The organism is Bradyrhizobium sp. 153, from assembly GCF_023073835.1.
GTDB lineage: Bacteria > Pseudomonadota > Alphaproteobacteria > Rhizobiales > Xanthobacteraceae > Bradyrhizobium.
The window spans coordinates 192,227-211,686 of the sequence record NZ_JADPKH010000082.1 but is presented as its reverse complement, the minus strand read 5'-3'; the positions used below and the strand labels follow the sequence as shown (position 1 = coordinate 211,686).

The following is a 19,460-nucleotide window of genomic DNA, read 5'->3' as shown; positions in this document are numbered from 1 at the left end:
GGCGTCAGACCTTTTGCGAGATGCGCAGCGCTTGGTTGAGATCGTCGATGATGTCGCTTGCCGTCTCGATGCCGACCGAGAGCCGCACCAGCTCCTCGCCGATTCCGGCGGCCTTGAGCTGCTCGGCGTCCATCTGCTGATGCGTGGTCGAGGCGGGGTGGATCACCAAGGTCTTGGCATCGCCGACATTGGCGAGATGGCTGATCATGCGCAGTGATTCGATGAACGTGCGCCCGGCGGGCCGGCCGCCCTTGATGCCGAAGGAGACGATGGAGCCGGCACCGCGCGGCAGCAGCGCCCTTGCGAGCTGAAAGTCCGGGTGGTTCTCCAGCGAGGGATGCAGCACCCAATCGACGGCCTTGTTGGCTTTCAGCGCGTCCAGCACGAGATGCGTGTTCTGCATGTGCCGGTCCATACGCACGCCCAGGGTCTCGACGCCCTGAAGCAGCTGGAACGCGTTGGTCGGCGACAGGCATGCGCCGAAATCGCGCAGGCCCTCGGTGCGCGCGCGCATGATGAAGGCCGCGGTGCCGAACTGCTCGTCGAAGACGATGCCGTGATAGCCGCCATAGGGCTCGGTCAGCGCGCCGAACTTGCCCGAGCCGCGCCAGTCGAAGCGGCCGCCGTCGACGATGGCGCCGCCGATCGCAATGCCGTGTCCGCCGATCCATTTGGTCGCCGAATGCATGACGATGTCTGCGCCGAGCTCGATGGGGCGGCTGAGATAGGGTGTGGCGAAGGTGTTGTCGATCAGCAGCGGAATTTTTGCCTCATGCGCGATCGCCGCGACCTTGGGAATGTCGAGCACTTCCAGCCCGGGATTGCCGATGGTCTCGCCGATCACGAGCTTCGTGTTCGGCCCGATCGCGGCGCGGAACGCGTCGAGATCGCGCGGCTTGACGAAACTGGTGGTGATGCCGAAGCGCGGCAGCGTATGCGCCAGCAGGTTGATGGTGCCGCCATAGAGTGAGCTCGATGCCACGATGTGGTCGCCGGCGTTCAAAAGTGTCGCGATCGCCAGATGCAGCGCGGCCATGCCGCTGGCGGTGCAGATCGCACCGACACCGCCTTCGAGCGCCGCGAGCCGCTCCTCCAGCACACCGGTGGTCGGATTGGAGATGCGCGTATAGATGTGGCCGGCGCGCTCCAGGTTGAACAGCGCGGCGGCGTGATCGGAATCCTGGAACACGTAGGACGTGGTCTGGTAGATCGGCACGGCGCGGGCGCCGGTTACGGGATCCGGATGCTGGCCCGCATGCAGGCTCAGGGTCTCGAAGGCAGGCGGCTTTGGCGCGGGCATGCGTGGCCTCGTTGGTCGATCGGCGGAGGCCGCCCTTGTGCCACAAAAAGAAGCGCTGCGTCAGCCCATTGACAGCGCCTCTAACCCCCGGATCGCTCGATGATCCCGGCCTCGCGCAGCAAGATCTCCGCGTCTGGTAGGCTTCGAATCTCTTCTCGTTGGCCGCGACGATCTTTCGCGCGTCCTGCGCCGGCATCGCGGCGAGGATGGCGATGGGGCAGTTCGCGTTCGGCCAGCTCACGGTCAGCCTCCAGCACATCAAGGCCCAACGCGCTCACGCTCCCTTCTGCCCTGCCAGCCGTTCCCGCACCTCGGCCGCAATCTCGAACGAGCGCAGCCGGGCGGCGTGGTCGTAGATCTGGCCCGTCGTCATCAGCTCGTCCGCGCCGGTCTCGGCCATCAGCGCCTTCAGCTTCTCCTCCACGATTCTGGGCGAGCCGACCGCCGAGCAGGACAGCGCTTGGCCGACGTCGGCCTTCTCCGCCGGCGACCACAACGCGTCCATGTGGTCGACCGGCGGCGGCAGCGGGCCCGGCGTGCCCCGGCGCAGATTGATGAACTGCTGCTGCAGCGATGAGAACATGCGCTGCGCCTCGGCGTCGCTGTCGGCGGCAAACACGTTGACACCGATCATCGCGTAAGGCTTGTCGAGTTGCGCCGAGGGCTCGAAGCGCGCGCGATATTCGCGCAGCGCCGGCATCATCATCTGCGGCGCGAAATGCGAGGCGAACGCGAACGGCAAGCCCAGCATCGCCGCAAGCTGCGCGCCAAAAGTGCTCGATCCCAGGATCCACAGCGGCACCTTCGTGCCCACGCCCGGCACCGCGCGGATCGCCTGGTTCGATTGCACATCGCCGAGCAGCGCCTGCAATTCCAGCACGTCGTGCGGAAAGTTCTCCGCAGCCGTCGCAAGGTCGCGCCGCAGCGCCTTTGCTGTGAACTGGTCGGTGCCCGGCGCCCGCCCGAGGCCGAGATCGATCCGGCCGGGAAAGAGCGATTCCAGCGTGCCGAACTGCTCGGCGATGACCAGCGGCGAATGGTTCGGCAGCATGATCCCGCCGGACCCGACGCGGATGGTTTTCGTTCCCCCCGCGATATGGGCGATCACCACCGACGTCGCCGCGCTTGCGATCCCCGTCATGTTGTGATGCTCGGCCAGCCAGAACCGCTTGTAGCCCCAAGCCTCCGCATGCCGGGCGAGATCGAGCGAATTGCGAAACGCCTGCGCGGCGTCGCCACCTTGGCGGATGGGCGCGAGGTCGAGCACGGAGAAGGGGATCATGTGTGGTACCCGTGAAGGGCGCGTGTGCGCGGGGACCTCACATATAGGGGACCAGGGATAGGAATGCTGCTCGAACCTGTCGCGACTTGGATCTTGACGGAGCAGCGCATCCTTGACGCTGCAGCCCGCGCTGCCCGTTCACAACACTGTTATTGCGACCTATGGCGCCCTTCGTCGCAACTGGGCGTTCTGCGCCTGTTGTTATAGATTGCCGGAGCACTGCTCGGTTGCCAGGAGGAACTGACATGACCACGGTCGTACTCAACCGCCGCAACCTCCTCGCCGCTGGCGGCTCGGTGCTCGCAACCGGGGTTTTGGCGAGCGGAGTTTCCGGGCTGCTGTTGCCCGCCCGTGCCGAAGGCCTCGCGCCGACCGAGTCGATGTCGGGCGGGGCGAACAACTACCGCAAGGGCGCGGCGATCGTGGAGCGGATCGGAAAGGGCGGCTTCTGGATGAGCGGTACCGTGCGCCGCGCCGGCGACGGGGCTCCGCTCGCCGGGCAGCGCATCCAGATCTGGGCGCACACCGTCGAGGGGCAGGAGCACGAGCCGCAGAGTCATGGCGCCACGCTCACCGACAAGGACGGCAAGTTCCGGCTCGAGATGCCGCAGATCATTCCCATCTTCGGCCAGCCGCATGGTCACCTCGCCTATGACAGCGGCGAGTTCAAAACCGTCTTTCTGCGTCCGGTGATGCGGAGCGCAAAGGAAACCAGCCTCGAGGCGCACTTCGTCCTGCAGCCGGCTTGAGCCGCGAATTGCAAATGAAGGGATGGGAATCGGCCCGGGCGACCCTGATCTGGGTGCCCTTGCCTTGGCCATTTGCGTGCCGATCGCCGCCGCAGCAGGAAGCGACCTGCTCGCTTGGCGCGGTCCGGTCTACATCCTCGCCGGCTTCGCAGGGATCGTCGCCCTCGGTCTTGTGCTCGTTCAGCCCCTGCTGATCGGCGGATATTTGCCGGGGCTATCGGCTTATCGCGGACGGCGTGCCCATCACTGGATCGGCGGCGCGCTGGCCTTTGCGGTGGTGATCCATGTCGCCGGGCTCTGGATCACCAGTCCGCCCGACATGATCGACGCCCTTACCTTCTCATCGCCGACGCCGTTCTCTCCCTTTGGCGTGGTCGCCATGTGGGCCATCTTCGCTGTCGCGCTTCTGGCTCTCTTGCGGCGGCGGCTGGGATTGCGGCTGCGAACCTGGCGCATCGTCCATATTCCCCTCGCGATCGTCATCGTCGCAGCCAGCGTAGCCCATTGCCTGCTGATCGAGGGGACGATGGAGACGACCTCCAAGATTGTGCTTTGTGCGCTCGTTCTCGCGGCGGCCATCAAAGTGATGGCTGATCTGGTTTGGAGAAAGCGGACGTTGCGCGGAGAGGGCATTGCGCGGCAGTAGGCGTCGGATGGATAGAGCACTTGCGAAATCCATTGTGCTTCGTCATCGGCAAGCCTCGACGGGCTTCGCTGCCGCCTTGGCTCTTTGCGCTACGGCGGACTAGTCGCCCTACCCACGCCACGAGCTGGACGTGATTAGAAATCACGATTTGTCGTGCGCGTACTTCTCCAGAAGCAGCCGATTATATTCATCTCTCACGGCTCTCCGCGAAATATGCCCTTTTCGGTCTTTGGCGATCTTCAGAAGATCGGGATCAGTCGGTGCCCGTGATTTCCGCCTAAATCTCGCAAAGAGTGGGGTCGTAGGCGCCGACGTCGTTCCAAACAGCCGGTCAAACCATCCCATTGTGTCCTCCCGGACAGACGGCAGATTACGACATTATCACCATGAATTTGGGGGTCAAACGGATTGCGTCCGCGGCTAATGGCCCCGGACTACGCTTGCACTCCATCCGGGTTACGCCACCGGAAAAGCGGACGGTGCGCGGCGTGTTGCGCGGCGGCGAGCGCAGGATGAGTAGAGCACTTGCGAAATCCGCCACGTTTCGCCACTGAACGAGCTTGATGGATTTCGCCACCGCCTTCGCTCTCTGCGCTGCGGCGGACAAGTCGCGCTAGCCATCCTACGCATATTTTGTTGGCCTCTTCTTGCGAACACGTCGGGCATCGTCAGCGCCGATGTCTGCTCTGCTTGCCGCAGATGGCGACGGGGCGTATCCTTGCGCGATGGCTGTCAGCGCTCCCGATCTGAAGGCGTTCCTGCTCGCCACGCCGTTCTTCGGTGGTCTCCCGGAACCGAGTCTCGACCTCCTGATCTCGATGCTGGTCGAGCGCCGCTTTGATGCCGGAGCAACCGTCGTGGCGGAGGGCGAGCAGGGACGCTCGATGTTCATCGTCAAATCCGGTCGGCTGGCGGTGCGCAAACGGGCGAATTCGGGGAACGTCATCCCAATTTCCGCTCTGGAGCCTGGCGATTTCTTTGGTGAAATGACGCTGATTGAAATGCAGAATCGCTCCGCCACGGTGGTGGCGGAAGGGCCGACGGTGCTGTACGAGCTGACCGCCCAAAAGCTCTACGCTTGCTACAAGGCCGATATCCACGCCTACGTGATCGTCCTCCAGAACATCAATCGCGAACTGTGCCGACGGCTGCGCCGTGCCGACGATCGCTTCATGGGACAGCAAATGCGTGACGACAATTGACCGTGCGTAGGATGGGTACAGCGCTTGCGAAACCCATGGGGCGCGTGGGTTGGCTTCGGCGGCATCGTTGCAGTGCTGCTGGCTAGTCTATTCGTTGGTCGCTCGTACAAGTTCAAGGGAAAGCCGCCGTAGCCAAGCTGATATCGGGTCGCTGCAACTTTTACCCGTCGGGCAAAACACCCGCCCCATGCAAAACCTCGTCAATCTCCCGCCGCAAAAATATTCCACTTTACCGAACTTCGGAATTGCGGCATTCTTCCCCTATCCCGGCCCGGGGAGAGGGACGATCGTACGTCGTAACGAAACGTGGGCCGGGGTGCGGTGGACGCGGCAGCGTCGGGCACGCCTAGGCGAGACCAGGGCGAGATGAACCTCGTGAGGTCCTTGACTGCGTGCGGACGGACGGCGCCCTGTCCGGCGAAGCCCTTTGGGCGAAGCCGGATTGCTGCGTACGGCAAAACCGTGTGGTCCTGACCGTCGTTGCTACGGTCAAGCCTTGCGGAGATGTCTTGAGCCCAACCGGGTCGCGAGGCATCGCCAATTCGCGAGGTGACGGAGGCCAGAAGGAACTCGGCTTTGGGGAGAGCAGGCATAAGCCGTCAAACCACTGCGCAGGGAAGGCCGTGTGTTGGGCTTCACCTGTATGCCGCTGTGCAGTTTTTCTGCGTGTGCTTTCGCACAGCGGACCGTGGGTGCCAGCCGGCACTCGGCCTTCCCTGCGCCCTCTTCACCGAAGAGGGGCACGGAATAGAGCAAAACTCGGGCGCATCGAGCCGCGAGAATGCCTTGTCATGTGTGGAACACTGGTGCTGCCGGACAGGATTGAACTGTCGACCTCTCCCTTACCAAGGGAGTGCTCTACCACTGAGCTACGGCAGCAGATGCTGGCACAGAATCGGGCCGCCACCGGGCCCGCCAAGCGGGGCGATGGATGCCACAAGGGCCCCTCATGTGCAAGCTTGCCGGCTCTGCCAAATCGAGAAAATCGGCGCGGTTGTCCGACCGAGGCGGCCTTATTGCCCAGAAATGACCGATTTTGGGGTGATTTTTCTGCCGGCGAGCCCCCGCCATCTGGCCAGTTGGTCCCGCCCTCGAATTCGACCAAATCTCGCTGGCTTCGTTGCGCCGGCCTCTTGTACCTCTTGAGATGTCGTCATTCGGTGGCATCCTGCCGCCGACAACGTGATGGGCCACGATGAGCGACGAGACTGACAAGACGCGGGCCGCTGATCCCCGGCAGGACCGGCTGAAATCGGCGCTGCGCGAAAACCTGAAGCGGCGGAAGGTGCAGGCGCGCGAACGCGCCGCAAGGACCGAGCCGTCGCAGAACGATGATGATTCCCTGGGTAAGGGGACCGCCGGCAAGACCGGCAGTTGAAGGCCGACGGCTAACATTTTGGAGTGCATGGAAGTGGCAATGGGGCAGGACGGACAGCAACGAACCGACCGCGACGCGCTGATCTCGCGGTTTACCCGTCCCGAGCAGACCTTTCCGACGCTGGCATCAGCCGAGATCGCGCGTATCAGGCATTTCGGCGAGGTCCGCAGCTATGCCGACGGCGAGTTCCTGTTCGAGACCGGCAAGCCCGGGCCCGGCATGTTCGTCGTGCTGTCTGGCCACGTTGCCATCACCCAGCGCGACGGGCTCGGCCACGTCACGCCGGTGATCGATCAGGGGCCGGGGCAATTCCTCGCCGAGCTCGGCCAGCTCTCGGGACGGCCGGCGCTGGTCGACGGACGCGCCGAGAGCGAAGTCGAGGTGCTGCTGGTACGCCCGGACCGGCTGCGCGCGCTGCTGGTGGCCGAAGCCGAGCTTGGCGAGCGCATCATGCGCGCGCTGATCCTGCGCCGGGTCAGCCTGATCCAGGGCGGCATTGGCGGCCCCGTGTTGATCGGTCCGTCGAACTCCGCCGGCGTGGTGCGCCTGCAAGGCTTTCTCACCCGCAACGGCCAGCCGCATCATCTGCTCGACCCCAATAGCGAGCATGACGCCGCCGAGATCATCGCGCGCTATTCGCCCGAGCCGGAGGATTGGCCGCTCGTCGTCACCGCCGACGGCACCGTGCTGCGCAACCCCAGCGAAACCGCGCTTGGCCGCGCCATCGGCATGATCGGCGGGGCGAAGGATGACCGCATCTACGACGTCGCGATCGTCGGCTGTGGACCGGCAGGCCTTGCGACGGCGGTCTACGCGGCGTCCGAAGGGCTGTCCGTCGCCGTGCTCGACACCCGCGCCTTCGGCGGCCAGGCCGGCGCCAGCGCGCGCATCGAGAATTATCTGGGCTTTCCAACCGGCATCTCGGGCCAGGCGCTTGCGGGTCGCGCCTTCACCCAGGCGCAGAAATTCGGCGCCGAGATCATGATCCCAATGTCGGTGAAGTCGCTGGACTGCTCGCGCAGCGCCGGTACGTTCGCGCTGGCGCTGGATTGCGGCGACACATTGCGGTCACGCGCGGTGGTGGTCGCGAGCGGCGCACGTTATCGCCGGCCCGAGATCGAGAACCTCGACAAGTTCGAGGGACGCGGCGTCTGGTACTGGGCATCTCCTGTCGAGGCGCGGCTCTGCGCCGGCGAGGAGGTGGCGCTGGTCGGTGCCGGCAATTCGGCCGGCCAGGCCGCCGTGTTCCTGTCAGGGCATGCAAAGAAGGTCTTGATGATCATCCGCGGCGGCGGCCTGGGCGCCAGCATGTCGCGCTATCTGATCGAACGCATCGAAGCGACGCCGAACATCGAATTGATGTTCAACACCGAGATCACCGCGCTCGAAGGCGACGAGGCCTCGCTGCTGCGCCGCATCCGCTGGAAGAGCCGGCTTTCCGATGACGAGGATTCTGCCGAGATCCGCAATCTCTTTCTGTTCGTCGGCGCCGATCCCGCCACCAATTGGCTCGACGGCTGCGGCGTCACGCTCGACCGCGGCGGCTTCATCGTGACCGGCGCGCAGTCCGAGCAGAACCAGGGCCGGCTGGTGGCGCCGCTCGAGACCTCCGTGCCCGGCGTCTATGCCGTCGGCGACGTCCGCTCCGGCTCGGTCAAGCGCGTCGGCGGCGCTATCGGCGAAGGCGCGCAGGTCGTGGCCTCCCTGCACGGCTATCTCGGCGACGCCGCAAAACCGGCGCTTTAGGCAAGCAGAAGACAAGCGGAATATGGGTTGTCATCGTGCGACATCCCGCGGACTATCCCCTCATCCTGAGGAGCCGCGACAGCGGCGTCTCGAAGGATCGAGGCCCAGCTGTCACAGCCGGGCCTTCATGGTTCGAGACGCGTGCTTCGCACGCTCCTCACCATGAGGATCTAAACACAACAAGTTTCACAGGGAGGACTAAATGGCTGAACTCGTCGTCCTCTACAAGACGCCCAAGGATGCTGCGGCCTTCGACAAGCATTATGCCGAGACCCACATTCCGCTTGCCAAGAAACTGCCCGGCTTGAAGAAGTACGCGGTCAGCACCGGCCCGGTCGGCTCTCCCGCTGGTCCTTCCGGAGTCCACCTCGTCGCAATTCTCACTTTCGACAGCGTGGCCGCCATCCAGGCGGCATTCGGCAGCGCAGAAGGCAAGGCGGCAGCGGGCGACGTGCCGAAATTCGCCAGCGGCGGCGCCGACCTGCTGATCTTCGACACCAAGGAAGTGTGAACCACGCGCAAGGGCGGCCCACATATCGCGGGCCGCTCTTGCCGAAGATGATTCAAGTTCGTCGAAAACCTGCTGTCGTTTGTGACAGCGCTGCAAAAAATCCGAGCACGCGTTTGTCACTTCGCACGATGGCGCATGGCTCGGGGGGCATGTGCGGCGCCATCGCATGTGGCAATCCGATGAGGACCGTAATATCAATCGCCTGATCTCAATGCTGGACACGTAGGAGAGACGTCATGGTGCTTGGGTTGAGCCTGTCCGCCTTTACGATGATCCATGTCGTCATCAGCCTGATTGCCATCGTCGCGGGCCTCGTCGTGATGTTCGGCCTGCTCGGCTCGAAGTCGATGCCGGGCCTCACCGCGATCTTCCTGCTGTTCACGATCCTGACCAGCGCGACCGGCTTCCTGTTTCCGTTCGAGAAGCTGCTGCCGTCGCACGTCATCGGCATCATCTCGCTGTTGCTGCTCGCGATCGCCTGCATCGCGCTCTACGGCATGAAGCTCGCAGGTGCCTGGCGCCCGGTCTATATCGTGACCGCGATGGTCTCGCTCTATTTCAACGTCTTCGTGCTGGTCATCCAGTCGTTCCTGAAGGTGCCGGCGCTCGCCGCGCTCGCGCCCGCCGTGCCGCCGGCGCCACCGTCGGGTCCGGTGTTCGCGGTGGTGCAGGGCATCGTGCTGGTGTTCTTCGTGCTGCTCACCATCGGCGCCTGGCGCCGCTTCAGGCCGATGGCGTTTGCCTGATCGTTCAAGGAGCCTAGCAATGCCCACCATCACCACCAAAGACGGCGTCGCGATCTTCTACAAGGATTGGGGCTCGGGCCAGCCGATCGTGTTCAGTCATGGCTGGCCGCTCTCGGCCGACGACTGGGACGCGCAGATGTTGTTCTTCGTCTCGCATGGCTACCGCGTCATCGCGCATGACCGCCGCGGCCACGGCCGCTCGGCGCAGGTCGCCGACGGCCACGACATGGATCATTACGCCGACGACCTTGCCGCGCTGACCGCCCATCTCGACCTCAAGAACGCCTTCCATGTCGGCCACTCCACCGGTGGCGGCGAGGTCGTGCACTACATCGCGCGCCACGGCGAGAGCCGCGTCGCGAAAGCGGCGATCCTGGCCGCAGTGCCGCCGCTGATGGTGCAGACCGCGGCCAATCCCGGCGGCCTGCCGAAGAGCGTGTTCGACGACCTCCAGGCGCAACTCGCGGCCAGCCGCACGCAATTCTATCGCGACCTGCCCGCCGGCCCGTTCTATGGCTACAATCGTCCCGGCGCAAAGCCGTCGGAAGCGGTGATCCAGAACTGGTGGCGCCAGGGCATGATGGGCGGCGCAAAAGCGCATTACGACGGCATCGTCGCGTTCTCGCAGACCGACTTCACCGAGGACCTGAAGAAGATCAACGTGCCGGTGCTGGTCATGCACGGCGACGACGACCAGATCGTGCCTTACGCCGATTCCGCGCCGCTGTCGGCCAAGCTGTTAAAAAAAGGCATCCTCAAGACCTACAAAGGCTTCCCCCACGGCATGCCGACCACGCACGCCGAGACCATCAACGCGGACCTCCTGGCGTTCTTCAGGGAGTGAAGCTTCGCGTGCTCCGCCGGATCTCACCATCGCTCGTCACCTCGAGCCGAGCAGATCGACCGCGCCATGACCCGCGTCGCGCGGCAGAGGTATCCGCGAAGATGCTGAAAACGGAGGATATCAATAGCCTCTAGTCCGCCGCGCAGTTAGTTTGGTGCGGAAAGTTCGGCGCTCGCGCGCGTTGAGTCCCGTCCGCCCTTGAAGGAGAAGCGTCGGCGATGTCTCCCCAGCTCAAACTGATCGCACTTGACGCCGACGATCTCGCTGTCATCTCGACCCATGTCCAGGACGCCCGTGTCCAGGCCTCCGACATCATCTGGCGGCAGAGCGAGAAGCGGCTTGTCGTCGGCATGAGCCGGCTCGACTGGGAGCAGACGCTGGAAGGCGAGACCGAGCCGCGCCGGCTGGTCGCCGCGCTCCGCTTCGACCGCGTGCTTGCCTGCAAGTCGCGCAACATCGACCTCGCCGCACCGGACAAGGTGCTGGACCTCGTCGGCATCGAGTTTCACCCCCAGGGTGGCCGCAACGAGGAGCCCGGCGGCAGTGCCCTGCTTCTGTTCGCCCAGGGCGGCGCCATCCGCCTCGACGTCGAATGCCTGGAATGCGAGCTGACCGACCTCGGGGCGGACGCGCTGGGGGCGGGCCCGGGGATCGAGGGGTGAGAATGGCATGCCAAGCCAACGCATTCCGCTGTCGTCCTGGCGAAAGCCAGGACGGCAGCGGAGGGAAACGACCCGGCCCAAGGGTTGACGCCGCTTCCCCGCCGCGCCATTGAGCAGGGTCGGGTGAGCCAATCCGCCCCAAAAGACCAGCCAGAAGCCCAGCCAAATGCCCGTTCGTCTCGACCGCAGCAGCGCCGATTTTGACCAGCGATTCGCGGCCTTCCTCGCCGCCAAGCGCGAGGTCTCGGCGGACGTCGAGGCCGCCGCGCGCGCAATCGTCGACGACGTCGCTAAGCGGGGCGATGCGGCCCTGCTCGAGGCCACGAAAAAATTCGACCGGCTTTCGCTGGATGCCGCCTCCTTGCGCGTCACCGCCGCCGAGATCGAAGCCGCGACAAAGGCCTGTGATGCCGCGACGCTGGACGCGCTGAAGCTCGCGCGCGACCGCATCGAGATCTATCACCGCCGCCAGCTTCCGACGGACGAACGTTTCACCGACCCGCTCGGCGTCGAGCTCGGCTGGCGCTACACCGCAATCGAATCCGCCGGCCTCTATGTGCCCGGCGGCACCGCGGCCTATCCCTCCTCGGTGCTGATGAACGCCGTGCCCGCGAAGGTCGCCGGCGTTGCGCGCCTCGTCATGGTGGTGCCCTCGCCCGACGGCAAGCTCAACCCGCTGGTGCTGGCGGCAGCCCATCTCGGCGGCGTCACGGAGATCTACCGGGTTGGCGGCGCACAGGCCGTGGCCGCGCTCGCGCACGGCACCGCGACGATCGCGCCGGTTGCCAAGATCGTCGGGCCCGGCAACGCCTATGTCGCCGCCGCAAAGCGGCTGGTGTTCGGCAAGGTCGGCATCGACATGATCGCGGGTCCCTCCGAGGTGCTGGTGATCGCCGATGACACCGGCAATGCCGACTGGATCGCCGCGGATCTGTTGGCACAGGCCGAGCACGATGCCAGCGCGCAATCGATCCTGATCACCGATTCCGCGCGGCTTGCCGCCGAGGTCGAAAAGGCGGTCGCGGCGCAGCTGAAGACGCTGCCGCGGGCTGCGATCGCTGGCGCCTCGTGGGCCGATTTCGGCGCCATCATCATGGTGAAGGATATTGCTGGCGCCATCCCGCTCGCGGACGCGATCGCCGCCGAGCATCTCGAGATCATGACGAGCGATCCCGATGCGCTCGCCGCGAAGATCCGCAATGCAGGTGCGGTGTTCCTCGGTGCGCATACGCCGGAGGCGATCGGCGATTATGTCGGCGGCTCCAACCACGTGCTGCCGACAGCGCGCTCGGCGCGGTTCTCCTCGGGCCTGTCGGTGCACGACTTCATCAAGCGCACCTCGATCCTGAAATGCGGTCCGGATCAGCTGCGTGCGCTAGGTCCGGCCGCGATGACGCTTGGACAGGCGGAAGGGCTGGACGCGCATTCGCGCTCGATTGGATTGCGCCTCAATCAGTCATGACAAGGCCGCCCGAACAGGACGACTCGACCAATCGCATCGTCGGCGTCACGCTGGACGAGGACTCGATCGGCCGTTCCGGGCCGGACATCGAGCATGAACGCGCGATCGCGATCTACGACCTGATCGAGCAGAATTTGTTCGCGCCCGACGGTGCCGAAGGGCAGGGCCCGTTCACGCTGCATATCGGCATCACCGGCAACCGCCTGATGTTCGACATTCGCCGCGAGGACGGCACGCCCGTGGTCGCGCATCTGTTGTCGCTGACGCCGTTCCGACGGATCGTGAAGGACTATTTCATGATTTGCGACAGCTATTATCAGGCGATCCGGACCGCGACGCCGGACAAGATCGAGGCCATCGACATGGGCCGCCGCGGCATCCATGACGAGGGATCGCGCACGCTCCAGGAGCGGCTGAAGGGCAAGGTGCGGGTCGATTTCGAGACCTCGCGCCGGCTGTTCACGCTCATTACTGTCCTGCACTGGAAAGGCTAAGCGCGATGGCGGCGCCGCCACGCGCACGCGATCCGCAATCGGTGCTGTTCGCCTGCGCGATGAACAGCGTGCGCTCGCCGATGGCCGAGAGCCTGTTGCAGCACATGTTTCCGCAGGGCCTCTACGTGAAGTCGGCCGGTGCCAGGAAGGGCGACCTCGATCCATTTGCGGTGTCGGTGATGGCCGAACTCGGCCAGGACATCTCCGCCCACAAGCCGCAGACCTTCGAGGAGCTGGAGGATTGGGAGGGCCTGAACTTCGACCTCATCATCACATTGTCGCCGGAGGCCCACCACAAGGCGCTTGAGCTGACCCGCACGCTCGCTGCCGAGGTCGAATACTGGCCGACGCAGGATCCCACCACCATCGAAGGCAGCCGTGACCAGAAGCTCGCCGCCTATCGCGAGGTTTGCGATCAGCTCTTGATGCGCATCCGCAGGCGGTTCGCGAAGGTGGGTGCGGCGAGCGGATAGCATGCGGCGTGCGTAACACCCGCGTCACAGAGCGCAGGCACACGCGTGTTGGCAACCTCGAATCACCAAACCTCCGGTTCCCGGGTTGTGAAACCGGCCCCCTTCCGATAGGTTCCGCGCGCAATTCACCCCGCTTCATCCCCCAAATCACCTGATGCTCGGCCGCCCCAAATTCGTACTTGCCTCCGGTTCGCCGCGGCGCCTGGCGCTGCTCAATCAGGCCGGCATCGAGCCGGACGCGCTCCGGCCGGCCGACGTCGACGAGACGCCGAAGCGGGGCGAGCTGCCGCGCGCCTGCGCCAACCGCCTCGCGAGGGCCAAGGCCGATGCGGCGCTCAAATCGGTGCAGCTGGATGATGAGCTGCGCGGCGCCTTCATCCTCTCTGCCGACACCGTGGTGGCGGTCGGCCGCCGCATCCTGCCCAAGGCCAATCTGGTCGACGAAGCCGCGCAGTGCCTGCGGCTGCTCTCGGGCCGCAACCACCGTGTCTACACCGCGATCTGCGTCGTCACGCCGCGCGAGGCCTTTCGCCAGCGCCTGATCGAGACCCGCGTCCGCTTCAAGCGCCTGTCGGAAGACGACATCCAGGCCTATATCGGCTCGGGCGAATGGCGCGGCAAAGCCGGCGGCTATGCGGTGCAGGGCATCGCCGGCTCGTTCGTGGTCAAGATGGTCGGCTCGTACACCAACGTAGTCGGCCTGCCGCTGTACGAGACGACGACCCTGCTCGGCGGCGAGGGCTTTCCGATCCGCTTCGGCTGGCTCAACGCCACCGCGCTGTGAGCACGACAGCGCCCTCGAGAAAAATCGCGAAACAACCCCATGCGCAGTAGAATGGCCCCACCGGCCCGCCGCGCGAACGCCTGCGCCGCCGCGCGAGGAACCCGTTTTCCTGACAGGCTGTTGAACTCCTTCACCTCGTGTAAGCGCCGACACCATGAACGATCACCTCAAAACGCCCGCCAAACCCCTCAAGACCTGCCCGATCTGCGGCAAGCCGCAGTCGCAGGCCACCCGCCCGTTCTGCTCCTCGCGCTGCCGCGACGTCGACCTGAACCGCTGGTTGAAGGGCTCCTACGTCATCCCCGGCCGCGACGACGAGGTGGATGACGTAGAATAGAAAGCAATATCAATGATTTGTTAAGTTCAGGAAGCGCCAGGCGCCAGCCGCAGCGACACTGCCCCACCTTGTACACAGCCGGGCCGCGCCCGGCGCAGCCTTCACGCGAAGCCGGGTGGACAGGCCGCTCTCGGCCCACTATAAACCGCCCGCTCGATGGGCTTTGGCCCCTCTCTTGGAGCACGCCCAGGTAGCTCAGTTGGTAGAGCATGCGACTGAAAATCGCAGTGTCGGTGGTTCGATTCCGCCCCTGGGCACCAACTACGCTTTCCCGCGCTGAAGCAAGAAGCTGACTAAGCCAAGATCGGCACGCGTTACGCGCTCGCGGGGCGTTCCTGGCTGGGCATATGCGACGGTCTACCTGCATCTCCAGGCGAACGCCGGAGCGGCGCAGAATTTCGTCACCAGCAATGGCGCGCGCGGCTCGGTTGTGACCGGACTCAACGCGCATGGGACGCCCTTGCTCTTGGCATCACCTACACCTCTCCCTTTTCGGTCCTGGGCGGCCAGGCCGCCTTCTCGCTCATCACGGCGCCGGGTAACGTCGGCATCGGCATCGACGCCCGAACCGTCTAGCAAGCCAGCGTTGCGCAAATGAGCGCCACCTCCGCCGGGCCACTTCAATGCGGCACTGAGCCAGCATCGCTGCAGATGGCCTGAAAGGTGGCAGTTCGACGTCTCAAGAGCCGGCTGCTCTGCCGCATCCGTTCGCTGTACGCGCCCGGCTGCAGCTGATATGCTCTTGGCCATAGGACGGTAAATGGCAGCTAGCCACAGACTTTCCCGCGATGCCGGCCTTCTGATCGGATTCGATCCCGCTCGCACTTTCTCGCAAGGCTTCGACATAACGCTGAAAAAATTCGTCTACGGCTGCCGCGTCCCTCGCTCACATTGGGAGATGTGCCATGGCTGCATCGGACTGGCGTCTCGAAGGCGAATGGATGAAGAATTGCACCTGCGCGTTTGGCTGCCCCTGCGATTTCAATGCGCCGCCGACCAAGGGCTATTGCAAGGGAATGTTCGGCATGCGGATCGCCAAAGGACATTTCGAAGGAACCAGGCTCGACGGTCTGTGCTTCGCGATCACGGTCGATTTCCCCGGCCCGCTGCATGAAGGCAACGGGACAATCCAGCCCATCATCGACGAACGCGCCGCGCCGGAACAGCGCCAGGCGTTGTTCAATATCTTTTCAGGCAAACATTCGGCCGAGGGTACGCTTTTTCAGATTGTCAGCCTCATCGTCACCAAGATCCACGATCCGATTTTCGCCCCCTTCGAATTTTCCTTCGACAAGGACGGCCGCGTCGCAAAACTCGTCGCCACGGGCGTGCTCGAGACCGACGTCGAGCCGATCAGGAATCCGGTGACGGGTGATCCGCACCGCATCCAGGTGGTGATGCCCGAGGGATTCGAGCACAGGGCTGCCGAGATCGCGTCCGCCAACATCCGCTCGACCGGTGCGATCCCGTTCGAGACCCAGGGCACGCACAGCTCGCTCGCCAATGTCGTGCAAACGCCCGAGGGCATTGCGGCATGATGCGGCGCTGACATCGAGACGAGGCCTCGGTGTCGGCTCCTCATCGCGATCCTGGAAAAGTCCATGCGGGGGCGCTTGATGCTGGAACGCCTACTTCAGCGCGACCGGCTGATCGTCGCAATCGGGACCGCCACAGTGGCGGCGCTCGCCTGGGCCTATCTCGCGGGGGGCGCCGGCATGGACACCGAGATGATGACCGCCATGCCGGACATGGCGCCAATGCCGTGGACGCCACTCTACGCTGCGCTGCTGTTCGTGATGTGGTGGGTGATGATGATCGCGATGATGGCGCCGAGCGCGGCGCCCACCGTTCTCTTGTATGCGACCGTCAAGCGCAAGCAGGAGACTGCATCCCGGGCCGCAATCGATGCCTGGATCTTTCTCGCCGGTTATCTCGTGACATGGGCGGGGTTCAGTGTCGTTGCGGTCCTGGCGCAATCGGTGTTGGAACGCTTGGGATTGCTGTCGATGGCGATGACCAGCACCAGCGCAATCTTCGGCGGCAGCATTCTGCTTGCCGCAGGCCTCTACCAGTTCACGCCGCTCAAACATGCGTGCCTGCGCTACTGCGAGAGCCCGCTGCTGTTTCTCAGCCGGCATTGGCGGCCCGGCACGCGCGGAGCTTTGCGGATGGGACTTCGCCACGGCAGCTATTGCGTCGGCTGCTGCTGGTTTCTGATGGCATTGCTGTTCGTCGGCGGCGCGATGAATCTAGCCTGGGTCGTCGGCATTGCGCTCTATGTCGCCGCTGAGAAACTGCTGCCGCTCGGCCGGCGATTGAGTTATGCGGCGGGCGCGGTCCTCATCCTGTCCGGCACGATCGTTCTGGCACGCGCGATGTGAGAGGCCGGGACAGATGACCAAAGGTATCGCTTCCAGCCGACCTCCGTGGTCACACGGATGTCGTCAGCTGAAGAATTGAGCTTTGCCCCAACCAAAGCTTAAGGCTGAGGAGGCTCAGCTCCACTTCGCTCACTTGGCAAGGTCCTTCCAACAACCGTCTGCGCGTGGCGCCTATGTCCATTCGCAATTGTGAGACTTGAGCACGAGCCGCGTTCCCGCCTCCGTGCTATTGCTGCTCCTCGCAATCCCGCGAGGCCCCCGTGCTCCCTCTTGCCGCCGACATCTTCACCGAGCCCGAGGACGTTTCGCCCGACGGCCTTGCCAATCTCGGTCCGCTCCGCCGTCTCGCCGGCAGCTGGCAGGCGGACAAGGGCATCGACGTCAATCCGAAGGCGGAGGGGCCGGAGCAGCGCGCCTTGGCTGGCGGATCGGCGGCCTGAGACCGGAGTATCACATGAAGCCTTATGTCATCTGCCTGATGCACGCCAGCCTGGATGGCCGCACGCATCCCAGCCGCTGGCGTCCGAAGGGTGCGGGCACGGACTGGTTCGAGAAAATCCATGACGAGCTCGGCGGCGACGCCTGGGTGATCGGCCGCGTTACTGGCTCGGAATTCGCCAAGGGCAAGCCGTATCCGACCGCGACGAGCGAGAAATTTCCGCGCGAGAACTGGTTCGCACGACGCGATGCGAAAAGCTTTGGGGTCGTGCTCGATGCGCAGGGCAAGATCGGCTGGGGCCGCGCCGACATCGGCGGGGATCCAATTGTCGTCGTGCTAGCCGAAAGCGTGCCGGATTCGCATCTCGCAGGGCTGCGCGGCGAGGGGGTGTCCTACGTCTTCGCCGGCAAGTCCGAGATCGATCTGGCGCTGACGCTGGACATCCTCAGCCGTGAGCTCGGCGTGAAGCGTCTGCTGGTCGAGGGCGGCGGTGTCGCCAATGGCGCGTTCCTGCGCGCGGGTCTCATCGACGAATTCAATCTGATCCTCAGCCCAGCAGTGGATGGCGCGAGCGGTGCGCCCTTCGTGTTCGACTCGACGGCTGCGGACAGCGACAAGCGCGCGCCCATCATGGCGATGACGCTGGAGAGCACGCGGGAGCTCGGCGGCGGTGTCCTGCTGCTGCGCTATCTGATCCAGAACGAGCCGCAGGCCGTGGCCAAGTAAGCGCCGGCATGTCGGAATCATCGGAGCACATCGTCATCGTCGGCGCCGGCGCCGCCGGCCTGATGGCAGCGCGGGAGCTGGCGCGTGCGGGCAGACGCGTGACCATCCTGGAGGCGCGCGAGCGCTGCGGCGGGCGCATCAATCCGCTGCCGGCATTGCAATTCGGCTATCCCGCCGACGGCGGAGCCGAGTTCGTCCATGGCGAGGCGCCGGTCACGCGGGCTTTGCTGCGCGAAGCCGGGCTGTCCCTTCAGGAGATCGAAGGCACGCAATGGAGCTTTGACGGCGCAAGCCTCTCGCGTGAGGACCGCCACGATCCGCATGAGGCGGAGCTGCAAGCCGCGCTGCGGGACTTGAAGGACGATCTGACTGTGGCCGATTTCCTGCGCCGCCATTTTGCCGGGGAGGACTATACGCGGCTGCGCCATTCGATCGAGCGGATGGTCGAGGGCTATGACGCGGCAGACCCCGAGCGTGCTTCGACACTGGCGTTGCGCGAGGAGTGGATGGATGGCGGTCACTCGCCGCAGGCGCGCATCAATGGTGGCTATGGCGCGCTGATCGATTTTCTGGCGGCCGAGTGCCGCGCCTGCGGCGTTGCGATCCGGCTCGGTTGCGCCGTGTTGGCGATCGTGGAAGAGGGCGGCGCCGTAGCGGTTCGCTGCGCCGGCGGTGATGGGCTTGCCTGCGACCGGGCGATCCTCACCGTGCCGCTGCCGCTGCTGCGCGAGATCGCGCTGCCGGCGAGCGTGAGCGCGAGGCTTGCTGCCGCCGACGACATCGCCTTCGGCAACGTCATCAAGATCCTGCTCCGCTTCGCGCGGCCATGGTGGCGCGACCGACAAGACGACCTCGCCGACATGACCTTCCTGCTGTCCGACGAAGCGATTCCGGTGTGGTGGACGCGATATCCTGACCAGCATCCCCTGCTCACCGGCTGGTTCGGCGGTCCACGGACGGCGGCGCTGTCGCATCTCGATTCGAAAGGACTGATCGAGGCCGGGCTCGATTCGCTCGCCGCCATCTTCAAGCGGTCACGCGAGGACATCGCGCGCGATCTCGTGGCGGCGGCCGCGAGCAATTGGGCGCACGATCCCTTTGCCCGCGGCGCCTATTCCTGGGCCACGCCACGGACGCGCGAGGCGCAAGCGATACTCGCCCGCGCCGACGGCTTGGTGCTGTTGTCCGGCGAAGCGCTCTATCGCGGCCGCGATATGGGCACGGTCGAAGCGGCACTGACGAGCGGCCTGGAGACGGCAGGGGTGATCTTGCGGAGCTAAGAAAGAAGGCCCGCATCT

19 protein-coding genes, 2 tRNA genes and 3 pseudogenes are annotated in these 19,460 nt (G+C 64.9%); 20 read left to right on the top strand and 4 right to left on the bottom strand.

All coding sequences use genetic code 11. The features are described 5' to 3' along the window. Positions 1-4 precede the first annotated feature (4 nt). From IVA91_RS20295 to IVA91_RS20290, 3 genes and pseudogenes are all read right to left on the bottom strand, one after another. Positions 5-1,300, bottom strand: a complete 1,296-nt coding sequence (locus tag IVA91_RS20295; RefSeq protein WP_247281473.1) for an O-acetylhomoserine aminocarboxypropyltransferase — start codon at positions 1,298-1,300, stop codon at positions 5-7. A 130-nt stretch (positions 1,301-1,430) separates the two neighbouring features. Then, positions 1,431-1,514 (bottom strand): annotated as a pseudogene (locus IVA91_RS37180) (IclR family transcriptional regulator); the annotation flags it as partial. Between the two features lie 60 nt (positions 1,515-1,574). Further along, on the bottom strand, positions 1,575-2,582 hold the full coding sequence (locus tag IVA91_RS20290; protein WP_247281472.1) for an LLM class flavin-dependent oxidoreductase: 1,008 nt from the start codon (positions 2,580-2,582) through the stop codon (positions 1,575-1,577). 245 nt (positions 2,583-2,827) lie between these two features. On the opposite strand from IVA91_RS20290, the gene IVA91_RS20285 reads away from it, so the two are divergent. The 3 genes and pseudogenes from IVA91_RS20285 to IVA91_RS20275 all read left to right on the top strand — a co-directional run bounded on the left by IVA91_RS20285 (position 2,828) and on the right by IVA91_RS20275 (position 5,179). After that, a complete protein-coding gene (locus IVA91_RS20285) occupies positions 2,828-3,331 on the top strand; it encodes a Twin-arginine translocation pathway signal (RefSeq protein WP_247281471.1) in 504 nt (167 codons plus the stop codon). A gap of 14 nt (positions 3,332-3,345) precedes the next feature. Beyond that, positions 3,346-3,977: pseudogene (locus tag IVA91_RS20280) on the top strand (ferric reductase-like transmembrane domain-containing protein). A 725-nt stretch (positions 3,978-4,702) separates the two neighbouring features. After that, on the top strand, positions 4,703-5,179 hold the full coding sequence (locus IVA91_RS20275) for a cyclic nucleotide-binding domain-containing protein (RefSeq protein ID WP_247281528.1): 477 nt from the start codon (positions 4,703-4,705) through the stop codon (positions 5,177-5,179). 804 nt (positions 5,180-5,983) lie between these two features. On the opposite strand, the gene IVA91_RS20270 is transcribed toward IVA91_RS20275, so the two are convergent. Beyond that, positions 5,984-6,058, bottom strand: a tRNA-Thr gene (locus IVA91_RS20270). A gap of 316 nt (positions 6,059-6,374) precedes the next feature. Here IVA91_RS20270 and IVA91_RS20265 point away from each other — a divergent pair. From IVA91_RS20265 to IVA91_RS20185, 17 genes and pseudogenes are all read left to right on the top strand, one after another. Further along, a complete protein-coding gene (locus IVA91_RS20265) occupies positions 6,375-6,557 on the top strand; it encodes a hypothetical protein (protein WP_247281470.1) in 183 nt (60 codons plus the stop codon). 39 nt (positions 6,558-6,596) lie between these two features. After that, positions 6,597-8,303 (top strand): cyclic nucleotide-binding domain-containing thioredoxin-disulfide reductase, encoded by a 1,707-nt coding sequence (locus IVA91_RS20260; RefSeq protein ID WP_247281527.1) that lies wholly within the window; start codon positions 6,597-6,599, stop codon positions 8,301-8,303. Positions 8,304-8,505: 202 nt separating this feature from the next. Further along, positions 8,506-8,814 (top strand): EthD family reductase, encoded by a 309-nt coding sequence (locus IVA91_RS20255; RefSeq protein ID WP_247281469.1) that lies wholly within the window; start codon positions 8,506-8,508, stop codon positions 8,812-8,814. Positions 8,815-9,050: 236 nt separating this feature from the next. Beyond that, positions 9,051-9,560 (top strand): hypothetical protein, encoded by a 510-nt coding sequence (locus IVA91_RS20250; protein WP_247281468.1) that lies wholly within the window; start codon positions 9,051-9,053, stop codon positions 9,558-9,560. 19 nt (positions 9,561-9,579) lie between these two features. Next, positions 9,580-10,404 carry an alpha/beta hydrolase gene (locus tag IVA91_RS20245; protein WP_247281467.1) on the top strand — a complete coding sequence of 275 codons (825 nt, stop codon included), beginning with the start codon at positions 9,580-9,582 and terminating at the stop codon, positions 10,402-10,404. A 218-nt stretch (positions 10,405-10,622) separates the two neighbouring features. Beyond that, entirely contained in the window at positions 10,623-11,066 is a 444-nt protein-coding gene (locus tag IVA91_RS20240) for a DUF2948 family protein (RefSeq protein ID WP_247281466.1), read from the top strand. A 166-nt stretch (positions 11,067-11,232) separates the two neighbouring features. Further along, positions 11,233-12,528: a histidinol dehydrogenase gene (gene hisD / locus IVA91_RS20235; protein WP_247281465.1), complete on the top strand. Its 1,296-nt coding sequence runs from the start codon at positions 11,233-11,235 to the stop codon at positions 12,526-12,528. Then, a complete protein-coding gene (locus IVA91_RS20230; RefSeq protein WP_247281464.1) occupies positions 12,525-13,022 on the top strand; it encodes a UPF0262 family protein in 498 nt (165 codons plus the stop codon). The genes hisD and IVA91_RS20230 overlap by 4 nt, the downstream gene beginning before the upstream one ends. 5 nt (positions 13,023-13,027) lie before the next feature. Beyond that, positions 13,028-13,495 carry a low molecular weight phosphatase family protein gene (locus tag IVA91_RS20225; protein WP_247281463.1) on the top strand — a complete coding sequence of 156 codons (468 nt, stop codon included), beginning with the start codon at positions 13,028-13,030 and terminating at the stop codon, positions 13,493-13,495. Positions 13,496-13,649: 154 nt separating this feature from the next. Further along, positions 13,650-14,279, top strand: coding sequence for a Maf-like protein (locus IVA91_RS20220; RefSeq protein ID WP_247281462.1), 630 nt, complete (start codon positions 13,650-13,652; stop codon positions 14,277-14,279). 154 nt (positions 14,280-14,433) lie between these two features. After that, positions 14,434-14,616: a DNA gyrase inhibitor YacG gene (gene yacG, locus IVA91_RS20215; RefSeq protein WP_247281461.1), complete on the top strand. Its 183-nt coding sequence runs from the start codon at positions 14,434-14,436 to the stop codon at positions 14,614-14,616. A gap of 184 nt (positions 14,617-14,800) precedes the next feature. Next, positions 14,801-14,876 (top strand) — tRNA-Phe (locus tag IVA91_RS20210). Between the two features lie 645 nt (positions 14,877-15,521). Next, positions 15,522-16,154 (top strand): DUF1326 domain-containing protein, encoded by a 633-nt coding sequence (locus IVA91_RS20205; RefSeq protein WP_247281460.1) that lies wholly within the window; start codon positions 15,522-15,524, stop codon positions 16,152-16,154. Positions 16,155-16,232: 78 nt separating this feature from the next. Further along, positions 16,233-16,997, top strand: a complete 765-nt coding sequence (locus tag IVA91_RS20200; RefSeq protein WP_247416872.1) for a DUF2182 domain-containing protein — start codon at positions 16,233-16,235, stop codon at positions 16,995-16,997. A gap of 260 nt (positions 16,998-17,257) precedes the next feature. Continuing rightward, positions 17,258-17,410: pseudogene (locus IVA91_RS20195) on the top strand (FABP family protein); the annotation flags it as partial. Between the two features lie 41 nt (positions 17,411-17,451). Next, positions 17,452-18,162: a dihydrofolate reductase family protein gene (locus tag IVA91_RS20190; protein WP_247281458.1), complete on the top strand. Its 711-nt coding sequence runs from the start codon at positions 17,452-17,454 to the stop codon at positions 18,160-18,162. Positions 18,163-18,170: 8 nt separating this feature from the next. Beyond that, positions 18,171-19,442: an NAD(P)/FAD-dependent oxidoreductase gene (locus IVA91_RS20185; RefSeq protein WP_247281457.1), complete on the top strand. Its 1,272-nt coding sequence runs from the start codon at positions 18,171-18,173 to the stop codon at positions 19,440-19,442. Positions 19,443-19,460: the final 18 nt, after the last annotated feature.